Source organism: Pseudoalteromonas arctica, from assembly GCF_012927645.1.
Taxonomy (GTDB): domain Bacteria; phylum Pseudomonadota; class Gammaproteobacteria; order Enterobacterales; family Alteromonadaceae; genus Pseudoalteromonas; species Pseudoalteromonas arctica_A.
On the sequence record NZ_JABBMT010000003.1, the window covers coordinates 80,883 to 93,389 of the forward strand.

Annotated in this window: 7 protein-coding genes and 1 pseudogene; 3 read left to right on the forward strand and 5 right to left on the reverse strand. The window is 41.5% G+C overall.

What is annotated here, in order from left to right; genetic code table 11:
* Positions 1-144 precede the first annotated feature (144 nt).
* The 3 genes from HHO47_RS03125 to HHO47_RS03135 form a co-directional block, all read right to left on the reverse strand.
* On the reverse strand, positions 145-2,193 hold the full coding sequence (locus HHO47_RS03125) for a S9 family peptidase (protein WP_169018808.1): 2,049 nt from the start codon (positions 2,191-2,193) through the stop codon (positions 145-147).
* Between the two features lie 264 nt (positions 2,194-2,457).
* Positions 2,458-3,684, reverse strand: a complete 1,227-nt coding sequence (locus HHO47_RS03130) for a threonine/serine ThrE exporter family protein (RefSeq protein WP_169018810.1) — start codon at positions 3,682-3,684, stop codon at positions 2,458-2,460.
* A gap of 117 nt (positions 3,685-3,801) precedes the next feature.
* The gene (locus HHO47_RS03135; protein ID WP_169018812.1) at positions 3,802-5,136 is read right to left on the reverse strand and encodes a glycosyltransferase; all 1,335 of its coding nucleotides are present in this window, start codon (positions 5,134-5,136) and stop codon (positions 3,802-3,804) included.
* A 165-nt stretch (positions 5,137-5,301) separates the two neighbouring features.
* Between HHO47_RS03135 and HHO47_RS03140 the strand changes: the two genes are divergently transcribed.
* Positions 5,302-7,764 (forward strand): S9 family peptidase, encoded by a 2,463-nt coding sequence (locus HHO47_RS03140; protein WP_169018814.1) that lies wholly within the window; start codon positions 5,302-5,304, stop codon positions 7,762-7,764.
* 71 nt (positions 7,765-7,835) lie between these two features.
* A pseudogene (locus HHO47_RS03145) lies at positions 7,836-8,060 on the forward strand (alpha/beta hydrolase family protein); the annotation flags it as partial.
* A gap of 344 nt (positions 8,061-8,404) precedes the next feature.
* Here HHO47_RS03145 and HHO47_RS03150 read toward each other — a convergent pair.
* On the reverse strand, positions 8,405-9,313 hold the full coding sequence (locus tag HHO47_RS03150) for a LysR family transcriptional regulator (RefSeq protein WP_169018818.1): 909 nt from the start codon (positions 9,311-9,313) through the stop codon (positions 8,405-8,407).
* A gap of 120 nt (positions 9,314-9,433) precedes the next feature.
* Between HHO47_RS03150 and HHO47_RS03155 the strand changes: the two genes are divergently transcribed.
* Positions 9,434-11,422 (forward strand): ligand-gated channel protein, encoded by a 1,989-nt coding sequence (locus tag HHO47_RS03155; RefSeq protein WP_169018820.1) that lies wholly within the window; start codon positions 9,434-9,436, stop codon positions 11,420-11,422.
* Between the two features lie 143 nt (positions 11,423-11,565).
* Here HHO47_RS03155 and HHO47_RS03160 read toward each other — a convergent pair whose 3' ends face one another.
* Entirely contained in the window at positions 11,566-12,429 is an 864-nt protein-coding gene (locus tag HHO47_RS03160) for an EamA family transporter (RefSeq protein WP_169018822.1), read from the reverse strand.
* Positions 12,430-12,507 lie beyond the last annotated feature (78 nt).

A 12,507-nucleotide genomic window follows, 5' to 3' on the forward strand; every position in this document is an offset into this window, starting at 1 on the left:
TGACAAGCCAGTTTTTAAGGTGTTGTTTTATATTGTTAATTTTGTTTGAGGCAGAAAAGTGAAGGCAAAATAGTGTAAAAATTACAGAGTAAAATGAAAAAGACCAACACAGTGGTTGGCCTTCAAAGTCGTTACTTTAACCTATTATTTATTTGCGTCTTTTACGGCTTTAAGTTTAGCTGCATGGTCAATTTCAAATGCTGGCATGTCCTTTTTTCCGTCAATTAAGTAATTATCCATCCAGCGCATTAAACGTAAGCTGTAATCATATTGCGCAGCTACTTTACGGTTGCCATGGCCTTCACCAGGGTAGTATACAAGACGTACAGCTTTGCCTTGTACTTTCATATAACGGTACAGTTCCATTGATTGTGCAGGGTGTACACGAGGATCGTCTTTACCATGCATGATCAGTAATGGTGTTTTAGACTGACCTGCCCAGTAAATAGGGCTGCGCTCTAAATACCACTGCCATTTATCCCACGGGTAAGAGCGGGCATGTACTAGGTTCATTTCATTGGAAATATCAGTCGTACCAAACTTTGAAAGTTGATTGGTTACGCCTACAAACATAACACTTGCAGCAAAGTGTTCAGTCAGTTTTGTTGCGGCCCATGCAGAGGCATAGCCGCCGTATGAACCACCGGTGATGCCAACACGTTCGGCATCTACTAAGCCCATTTCAACAAGATGATCTTTAAAATCAACCAGATCATCAAACTCTTTACCTGCGTAATCGTTTTGCCCAAGTTTAGAGTAATCCACCCCTTTACCAGTAGAGCCACGGTAGTTAGGGTAAAACACCGCATAACCACGTGCTGCACCCATTTGTCCAGGACGAGAGTAGTTAGTTACCCAACCATCTTTATCATGGCTTTCAGGACCGCCATGTACTGACATGATCAATGGATAACGTGTGCCTTTTTTATAATCGAGAGGGTACACGAGTATCCCGTCAATTTTTACACCATCACGGGCTTTTAAAGAAATGGTTTGTTGTTTAGCAAAACGTTTATCATTCAACCATGTATTTGAATCGGTTAAACGTTGTGCTTTAGTACCACGAACAATGAATACTTCATTTGGGTGTTTTGCAGTGTTTGCACGTAGCGCTAAGGTTTTATCTGAATCAGAAATACTTAGATTTGATGCAATAAATTGGCCTTCATTAATAAATTTTTTGTATTTATTCGAGCCGGCTTTAATGCTTGCGACAAAACTTTGCGTACCTACATTGGCAATAAAATTAAGCGTATTGTGTTTATGCGACCATTCAAAATCAACGATATGACCCATAAAGTTAGGTAACCAATCTCTTACTTCACCTGTTTCTGTGTCAGCTAAAAATAAACGACCAGCGGCTGGATCATGCTTATCTTCGGCACCTAGAATTGCGATGTAACGACCATCATGAGACAGTTCAGCACCGCCTAATTTACCTTCAGTGGCAAACGACATCGTTACTTGAGCAGTCGCAATATCAAATAAGTGCCATTGTGATTTAGTGTATTTGTCGTCAATTAGCGCTGTAGGCTGGGTTTTTACTAATAACTTATCGCCTTTTGCGGCCCAGTTTACGTCACTTACATAGTTAGCAACATTTAGAGCTTGTGGAGTTAATGGTTTGTCAGCTTTGGCTAAATCGACAATAAACAGTTGTTTATCTTTTAAGCCTCGCTCGTATACTTCTGCCATAAAGCCCAATTTTTTAAGCTCTTTTTCAGACTTATCAGCCGCTGGCATAGCTAAAATAGCGAGTTGTTTGTTATTCGGGCTTAATTGATAACTAGAAATTGAAGTATCTTTTAGTGACAATACTTTTTGCGCTTGACCACCATCAACCGGGATTTGGTATAGAGCGGTAAATTTGTCATCTTTTAGCTTAGCTAAAAAATAAATAGTTTTGCTGTCGTTTGACCATTGAATACTCTTGATACTTACAGAGCCGGTAATAAAAGGGCGCTCAACACCTTCATCATCAACAACATAAAGCTCGCTGTAATTAGTGCCATTTTCATCTACGTATAATTCACGAGGTACAGAGCGGGTAAAAGCCACAGTATCCCCATCAGGGCTGATACTGGTTTGTAGCACAGATTGAACCTTTGGAATATCTTCAACGGTTAACGATGTGGCAGCAACCGCTAATGAGCTTGAAAACCCAATAGCCAGCGCTAAGCTAGTTTTTAGCATGATTTTTCCTTTGCTTGTTTTATTCGTTTGTTTTAGTTGTTGAAGGATTATAACAGCACGTACCTTAAATGTTAAAATATGCGGTCAACACGCAAGCGTTAACGATTAATGGTTGTAACTAATACTTACGAAGAGTTGATCACAGAGTTTTTTAGTAACTCATTTACGGCGAGTTAAGGCCTCACGATAGGGAAGCAACTAAGAGGTGATACGTTTATGTTTACTTTTAAATTAAGCGCCTAGCAGCCTAGGCGCTTAATCGCTTTATAAACTCTTTTTCGGTGGGAGTGCAACGTTGGCAAATATTAATCCAGCCACGAGTGACATAAATATTAGGAAGGTTTGTTGACCGATGTGATCGGCATATATAAAGTCTTGCCCTTCAATTAATGAGTTTAAACCTATGTAGGTTTTGCTACCTGGCACTAATACAATCAAGCCTTGCATGGCAACAATTGAAGCGGGAGCGTTTGCTACGCGGTTAAATAGGTTACTAAATACACCCACCGCAAATGCACCTACAAATGTTCCTAAGGTGTAATCCAAATACATCGCAGAGCCAATACTGCTACCATAAGCGATAAAGCCTGAGGCGATAGACCATGTAGCATGTTTTAGTTTGGTTCTGAAAATAACGACTAAGCTGCTACAGAGTAAAAATATTGCCAACCAAGCCGTCCATTTTGGTAATGGCTCAGGCTGTACGAAATCGGCTTGGCCAAATAGTGCAAAACCGATAGCAATACCAATGAAAGCACCAAAATACAGTTTAAACAACAGCATAAAAGCATCCATCACACGGGCTGTGCCGGAAACTAAATGCCGCGCTGCAAGTTCTGCTAGACCCAGCGCTAATGCAAGCCCGGGTATAAACACAATTATCGCAGACAAAACCACTAAACGAATATTGATCCCGACATCTAAATGCATGCTCACAGCGCAGGCCAAAATAGCCGACACTATTGCCACTAATGGCTCTAACATGTGTCCCACGCGTTTTGAACGTGCTGACCACAGTACAAACAAGTAGACGACAGAGGTCAGTAGTGCTGACCAAAACACGTCATTCCAGCTGGTGCCCATTAGCATTGCAAATGCGCCGCCAGAGGTGGCAAAGGCAATCCCTGTGGTAAAGCGGTTATACGGATTTGGCATAATAAAAATGGCATCGAGTTGAACGTCAACTTCTTGTAGCGTGAGTTCGCCATTGAGCATTTTATTAACCAGATCATCGGTATCGGCTAACGAGCCTAAATCGTGATCGCCAGGATCAACACGGGCAACATGAGTATATTCATCTTCATGGCCATCTGTCCAAATTACAAAAGTAACGGAAGTGGGTGACATGACAAATGACGATTTAAGATCAAGGTAAGTCGCCACTTCCATTAAGTGGGCTTCGAGTCGGTAAGCTGGGGTGCCATATTTATGAAGCATCTTACCCAGTTTAACGATAAATTTGCGCTTTTCTGTGAACGTTGCGGTTTTCAAATTTGTATTGAACCAAAATTTAAATTATTCAGTTAAAAAATATAGACAATACATCTAAATTTGCCTACCTAGTTTGGCAGGAATTTTAAACACTAATCACCGCCTGTCTAGCTTTTTTTATCTGTTTTTAGCCTCAATCCACTGCGCCATATATTGAGTGCTGCGCATTGTGTGGTGTTTGAGCATTTGGCCTGTAAAATTTGCTTCGCGGTGAGCTTGCAATTGCTCTTTAATTGATTGAATTTTGATGATTAAGTTATTAGATAAAAGCTGTTTGTCGTAGTGCGTTTTTAATATCGTATTACCGGCTGTTTGTGCCTGCGTAAATAAACTTTTATTTTGATACAGAGCCACAGCGGCATCGGCAAATTGCAGTGGTTCATTTTCAACCATACCACTCCAAGGTAAATCTTCATGCATACCTTCGCTTCCTATAGAAGTTGTTACACTCGGAGTTTGCATGATCATCGCCTCTAACAGCTTTCCTTTAATGCCAGCACCAAAACGCAGAGGTGATAAACACACACGCGCATCTTCCATTACTTTATAGGCATTATCTGCCCAGCCTTTTATGAAAAAGCCAGTTTTAGGATTATTTAAGGCTGTTGCTTTTGGCGGTGGGTAAGAGCCATAAATATGTAACTCAGCCTGCGGTAATTGTTTACGAATGAGCGGCCAAATTTGTTGTAAGTACAATACAGCATCCCAGTTTGGGGCATGGCGAAAATTACCTATGGTCATAAAGTGTTGGCGTTGCTCAAATGATTTTGTCTGTACTGGCAGCGCAGCTAAATCGACCATAAAAGGCAGATGATGCAATAAGTTGCTATCGACTTTAAATACATCAGCAAGTAATTGCATTTCAAAACTTGAGATAATTAAACTTAAATCACAACGTAAAATAGCGGCTACTTCTCGCTTGGCGATGTCGGAGTGTAAATCACTATGATTAAATGCTCGGTTGCCTTTATGTGCTTCATGGCGCGCATTACGTAAGCATTGTAAATCTTCAGTATCAAGGATTTTTAATGCACTAGGGCAGTGTTTATCTACTCGCCAGCCAAACTGTTCTTCCATCATAAAACGGTCAAACATGACGATATCAGGCGCGTAGTTGATAATATATTCATCGAAACTTGCACAATTAAGGGCAATAGTTGCACTACTGATCCCGTAGTCATCAAGGTTCACCATATGCTCGGTTTTATGTGCTGGGCTGGCAAATTCAACCTGCCAAGTTTGTGCTCTAAATGCATTTAACAGCGACATCATATGGGTGCCCGCAGCAGATGAATTTGGCTCAGGCCACACATAGCCAATAACTAATACTTTTGCTTTGCTTTTATCACTGATTTTGTCACTGTGTGTAAACACTGACGACACCGTTGACTTAGAAACTTGTGCTTCTCTGGCAACGTCAAAAATAGTTATTTTATCGGTTTTTGTTTTCATTTTAATGTATACGTTAGCAATTGCTTGAACTAAGGCGTCAGTTTAACGTAGTTTGAGCGAATAAGTCATCTATCGGCGTTATTAAACCTAGCATCGCAAAAACTTTATGAATATTGCAAAACATGTTTAGATACAGCCATTAATAATGAAGAACGAGGGTAAACTATGAAAGGCATCAGGCTGTTATTAGCATTAATGCTGAGTGTAAGTGTTTCAGGTTCGGCACTTGCTGCACAAGGCTATCAAACCCCATCAAGTGATTTAGCCGCACTGGTTGATGCTAAATTAGCACCGAGTAGCTATCTATCAGCTGATGGTCAATGGTTAGCGCTGTTTGAGCGTAAACGTGTTGAAACATTAGATGATTTAGCAAAAGAAGAATTGAAATTGGCGGGTATAAAGTTAAACCCGGCAAACTTTTCACGCTCACGTCCTCGCACCAAATTTAGTACTCTGCAACTAAAGCACATTGCAACGGGGGCTGTGATCACTGTTGATAACTTACCTCAAGGGATGATCCGCTCACCTAAATGGTCAAGTAATAGCGAATATTTAGCGTTTATTGTGGAGCAACCAACTCAAGCGCAATTGTGGGTGTATAACGGCGAAACTAAACAAGCACGTCAGTTGTCAACTGTGGCTCTTAATTCAGTGCTCACAGCGACCCCTTATCAATGGTTACCAGATAGCACGGCAATTGTTGCTAACCAAGCGGTTAACCTTGGTAAGCCTAAATTAGTTAGTGATGCAAATAGTGTTGTGCCGGTTATTCAACAAAGTAGCGGTCAAAAAGCGCCAGCACGGACTTACCAAAATTTATTAACCAGCCCATTTGATGAGTTGCAGTTTAAGTTTTACGGCCAAGGTCAACTAACTTATATTCCCCTAAGCGGTGTTGCATTACCGATTGGCAAACCAGCATTATTAAAATCATTTTCGATTTCGCCTGATTCAACCAATATTTTAGTAGCCACTATCGACGAACCATTTTCGTATCAAGTACCCTATAGCCGCTTTGCGACCACGTGGCAGGTGCTTGGCATGCGTGGTTATACGTTAGCGCAATTGTCTAAACAGCCACTGGCCGACAACATTCCACAAGGTTATGACAGTGTGCGAACGGGTCGTCGTGATTTTCAATGGCGTGATGACCAAGGTGCTGAGATCATTTGGGCGCAGGCGCAAGATGGCGGCGATATGAAAACCGATGTGCCGTATCATGATCATTTATATAGCTTGCGCTCGCCTTTTAAACGTGAACCAAAACTATTTGCTAAACTAGAATGGCGTTTTTCAGGCATTGAGTGGGCGAATGAAAATGTTGCGATTTTAACCGAGTGGCGTTTTAGTGATCGTCAGTTACGTACCTATGTGATCCAACCACGCGATGCGGATAATAACCGCGTATTATTTTCACAGCGTAGCTATAACGATGCCTATAAAGATCCGGGCGACGCTATTTATGAGCGAAATGATCTTGGTGTAAACGTTATTAAAGTGGTTGGTGGACGTTATATATTTTTGCGTGGTGATGGTGCGTCAGAGCAAGGAAATGTGCCGTTTTTAGATCAGTACGATATTAAAACCAATACAACCAAGCGGTTATGGCAATCAAAAGCGCCGTATTACGAGCGAGTTAGTGCCATGCTTGATGATGAAGGTGAGCGATTAATTACTATTCGTGAATCGAAGACAGAACAACCTAACTTCTTTATTCGTGATTTAGATGCCGACACTCTGACTCAGCTCACTACCTTTGCGCACCCTTACCCGGCGTTTAAAGGAGTGACTAAAGAACTTCTACGTTATCAACGTGATGACGGTGTTGAACTTTCTGGTACACTCTATTTACCTTCAGGTTACGATAAAACGCAAGGTCCATTACCTGTATTAATGTGGGCATATCCACTTGAATATAAAGATAAAGCAGTTGCATCGCAAGTGCGTGAATCGCCGTACGAATTTACCTATATAGGTTATTGGGGGCCAATGCCTTACCTCGCGAAAGGGATTGCTGTATTTGATGATCCGAAGATGCCAATCGTCGGTGTGGATGCTAAAGAACCAAATGATTTATTTAGAAAGCAGTTAGTTGCCAGCGCTAAAGCGGCAGTTGATGTGTTGGTTGAAAAAGGCATTGCAGATAAAGATAAAATTGCTATTGCGGGTCACTCATATGGCGCCTTTATGGTTGCAAACTTATTAGCTCACAGTGATTTATTCAAAACCGGTATTGCCCGCAGTGGTGCCTATAACAGAACCTTGACACCGTTTGGGTTTCAAGGAGAAGAACGTGATTTTTGGCAAGCACAGGATGTATACGCCAATATGTCACCGTTTTTTCATGCTGAAAAAATTAACGAGCCGATGTTAATGATCCACGGCCAAGAAGATCCGAATTCTGGCACCTTCCCAATGCAAAGTGAACGTATGTACGCGGCGCTCAAAGGTTTAGGTAAAGAAGCGCGTTTAGTGATGCTACCTTACGAAGCCCATGGTTATCGTGCCCGTAAAAGCTTATTGCATGTTTTATGGGAGCAAGAGCAATGGCTGGATAAGTACTTGTTAAGTGACGAAGCTCCTGCAAGCGATGCTCAAGCAAATACTGAACCTTCTGTAACAGAATAAATTGAAAGTGCGGTTTATGCCGCGCTTGTTAATTTAATTACATGAGAAAGAAGACCCACCCTTAATCTCACGGCACCTTCCCAATGCAAAGTGAACGTATGTACGCGGCGCTCAAAGGTTTAGGTAAAGAAGTGCGTTTAGTGATGCTACCTTACGAAGCCCATGGTTATCGTGCCCGTAAAAGCTTATTACATGTTTTATGGGAGCAAGAGCAATGGCTGGATAAGTACTTGTTAAGTGACGAAGCTCCTGCAAGCGATGCTCAAGCAAATACTGAACCTTCTGTAACAGAATAAATTCAAAGCGTTTACTGAGTTTAGGTGTACGTATAGTATACCTTGATAAAAGATACCAGTACGCTGTTCGTTATTGATAAATTGCCCTGCAAATACCACCACTAAAGAGTGTGAAATCAGGTATGAACCAATTAAGGCAATACCACCGGCTAAAGTTATCGATGGTGACATCAATACGCTCAGAAAAAGTATCGATACGCAAATTTGGAAACTACGTCATGCACTCGGGCACGCAAAAATTAATGATGTACCGCCAGCAGCATATATTGAAGATTGCGTAAGGCGGTTTATTAAAATGTATCGTTAAGGCTTTTGAGTAACCACTTACGGTAGTATAAATTCATTTATAGAGGCTGCTTTAATGAATCTGAGATTTCATCACAGTGCTGTTTTAAAATTTCGATAGCCACTTTGGTTTTACCCGCCAAAATGTCTCTTGCCGGGGTGATCGCATACACACTGTAGGTTGGTAGTTGCCAGTCAGTGCATAACTTAACAAGTTCTCCTTTTAGCAATAATGATTGCACTTCTGGCTTTGGCAAAATTGCATAACCAACGCCATCACACACTAATTGAATAATACTGTGCATATTATTAACCACAATACGTGGTTTTGGGAGAGCCATTTTTTGGCTGTTTACAGTATGCGTTAGTGGGTGATCTGCACTGTAATGTGAAATACGGGTATGATGATTTAACTGCGAAGGCGACACAGTGCAATGCTCAGCCAATGGGTGACTTTTATGCACACATAATACGAGTGGCCACTTGGCTAAAGGCCGAGCAACTAAGCTTGAATCATCCAGCGGACCAATCGCTATAGCCAAATCAGCGCCCGATTTTATCATATCAAGTGGTTCGTCAGATAAAGTCAGTTGCACATCAAAATTAGGGTATTGGCTGGTTAATTTTTTTAGAGGTTTGCTTAATATTCCGCCACCAAATCCAACCGGTGCTACTAACTTTAATTGACCACTAGGGGTGTTTTGTAAAAATTGTAGCTTTTCACCGACTTGTTTTGCAGCTGTAAGGATTGTTACACAGCTTTGATAATAAATCTCGCCAGCCTCGGTGAGTGTTAGTTCTCGTGGACTGCGATTAAATAAGCTCAGTTTAACATCAAGTTCTATTTGTTTGATTTGCTGGCTAATTGCTGATGTGGTCATAGCAAGATCTGCTGCTGCTTTACTCATACTACCTGTTTCAACAATACGCACAAATACAGTTAATGCGCGAAGTAATTTTGTATTCATTTAGTTAAGTCTTACTTAATGCTGTTTTAAGAAAATATACATTGTAGGAGTGGGAACATCTCACTACCATGCAAACACTAATTATTATCATTTAAATTGTATTTGTCACGGAGAAAAATCATGAATACGGTAAGTTGTAAGTTAATACCGTTAACTAGCGCTATTTTAACCGCACTTAGTTTATCCAGCCCAACAGTATTTGCAGATGAAACGAAACAAGATATGGAAGTTATCGTGGTATCTGCTTCAGGCTATGAGCAAATGTTAAAGGACGCGCCAGCAAGCATTAGTGTGATTGATCGGGCAGATCTGGAAAAACGCTTTTATCGTGACTTGACCGATGCAATGACCGATGTCCCAGGGGTTGTTGTTACCGGCGGTGGGGATCGTAAAGATATAAGCTTGCGAGGCATGGCTAGCCAATACACATTAATTTTAGTTGATGGCCAGCGACAATCATCACGTGAAACTCGGCCAAACAGTGATGGACCCGGCGTTGAAGGTGCATGGACACCGCCAATCTCTGCAATTGAACGCATTGAAGTGATACGAGGACCTATGTCGTCCTTGTATGGTTCAGATGCTATTGGTGGGGTGATAAACATTATTACTCGAAAAACACCCCAGCAGTGGTATGGCGAGCTGCGTTTAGACAGTACGGTTCAGGAAAGTAACGACTCAGGTAATACTAATCAAGGCAGCTTTTTCGCAGCGGGTGGACTTGTTCCTGAATTATTAGGTGTGCAATTATATGGGCAGTTTTCTAAACGTGATGAAGATAACTTTACTTCAGGCTTTAGGGGCAAAGAGCAAAGTAATCTTAAAGCGAAGTTTATTTTAACGCCAAGCGATAATCACGAAATAATGCTAGAGGTTGGTAGCGCACAGCAAAAACTTGAAAACACATTGGGTAAAACAGTTGAACCATTGGCGCCGGGTGAAAGCTGTGGCCGAAGAGGTTGCCCAGAATCATCAACTACAGAGTATGAGCAACAAACTTACTCGTTAACCCATAACGGTTATTATAATTTTGGTAACTCGCGCAGCTATATAAAGTACGATAAGTACGATAATACTTCTCGTGAAATGTTTGTTGAAAACACCGATGCCCAAACCAGCTGGAGTTTACCGATTTTTGCTGGTCACAACGCCACGCTTGGCGCAGCCTATTTAAAAGAAGTACTTGATGATTACACGAGTAATAGGATCAGCGAATTAACTCATGTGGAAAATAAACAATGGTCAGTATTTGCTGAGGATGAGTGGAGCACTAGCGACAAATTTAAGCTCACTACAGGTTTACGTTACGACCACGACGATAATTTTTCAGGTCATTGGAGCCCGCGTTTATATGGCGTTTATAGCGCATCTGAGGCTATCACTATCAAAGGCGGTATTTCAACGGGCTTTAGAGCGCCTAATATTCGTCAATCAAATGCAGACTGGGGGCAAGTAAGCCGAGGCGGGAATATTTATGGTAACCCAGATCTTAGCCCTGAAAAGTCATTGAATTATGAAGTGGGTATTTATTACGATCCACGTGGTGATTACACTATCTCAAGTACTGTGTTTTATAATGAGTTTGATGACAAAATCACGCGAATTGCTTGCCCACTTACGAAATGCACAGATGGTCCAAACCAGTTTGGTTCAGATCCGACAACCTATGTAAATGTTGATGAAGCCGTAACTCAAGGATTTGAATTTTCAGTCTCTTACGACTTAACCAGCGACTTAGGTTTAAGTGCTAATTACACTTATACCGATTCAGAGCAAAAAACTGGACAATATAAAGGCAGCCCACTCAATCAGCTACCTAAACACATAGTGCAAACATCGTTAAACTGGCAGCCAAGCGATCACCTAAGTGGTTGGTTACGCGTGCATTACCGTGGTGAAGAAAGCCAACCGACCAAGGGAGCGTCACAAAGCAGCCTAATAGCACCTAGTTACACGTTAGCCGATGTAGGTGGTAATTATATTTTGACTAAAAGCGTAAAATTAGGCTTTGGTATTTATAACCTCTTTGATAAAGATATCACTGAGGATGAATATGGCTATGTCGAAGACGGACGCCGTTATTGGGCATCGCTCGGGTGGCAGTTTTAATGCATACCATTTAGTAACCCCCGCTTAGGTTAAGTAATAAGGTCTCAATTGAGACCTTATTTTATAAATAGAGCTTGATACCTAAGCCGTGCGTTGAAAATTGTTGGGTATATTATGCTCTGTTCTACGTCTTTTTTGGTTTGTTAGTTGCTGTCTTTACTTGTCGATATTGAACTGCCAACTGATGCAATGATCACTAAAAGAATGGCTAACCATTGCCAAAGAGTTAATAACTCGGCTAAAATTATAAAACCAGCAAGTGCCGCAATAGCGGGCTCTAAACTCATCATAATACTAAACCCTTGTGCAGGCATATTACGCAGTGCAACCATTTCCAGTGTATAAGGTAGGGCACTTGACATAATAGCAACCAATAAGCCTAAAGGGATCACTTCCCAGTTTAGTAGTGCACTGCCTTGAGAAATAGCACCATAAGGCACTAATATAATTGCTGCGACACTCATACCAAGCGCAACGGTCATCCCGCCAGAGCTTTGATTACCCGTTTTTTTGCCAAATAAGATATAGCCAGCCCAACATGCACCAGCACCCAGTGCTAAAATCACGCCCAGTAGGTCGAGACTTTCCTCACCTTTCATATCTGGGAGCAACATTACGATCCCCGATATAGCACAGGCGACCCAAAATAAATCTCGCTTTCGTCGAGATGATAGCAGTGCTACCGCTAACGGTCCGGTAAATTCAAGTGCGACTGCAATCCCCAATGGAATACGCTCAATGGCGTAGTAAAAAAAAATGTTCATTCCGCCCAAGCATAAACCATAAACAAAAATTGGCATACGTTGACCAAGTGGCGGAAATGCGCGCCAAGGTTTAAACACTAAACATAATATAGTTGCTGAAAAACCTAAACGAAGTGCCGTTGTCCCTTCTGGGCCAATTATTGGAAACAGTTGCTTAGCAATTGAAGCGCCTGACTGAATAGTTACCATAGCAAGTAATACGCAAATAACAGCAATCAAAAAAGGAGGAATTGTGCGTTGCATTACAGTCCTTATAGTCGTGCAAAAGGTTATTGGCGGGGATTCTACGCGCTTTTTGAGAGCGGGGCTAAGCTTTTGCGG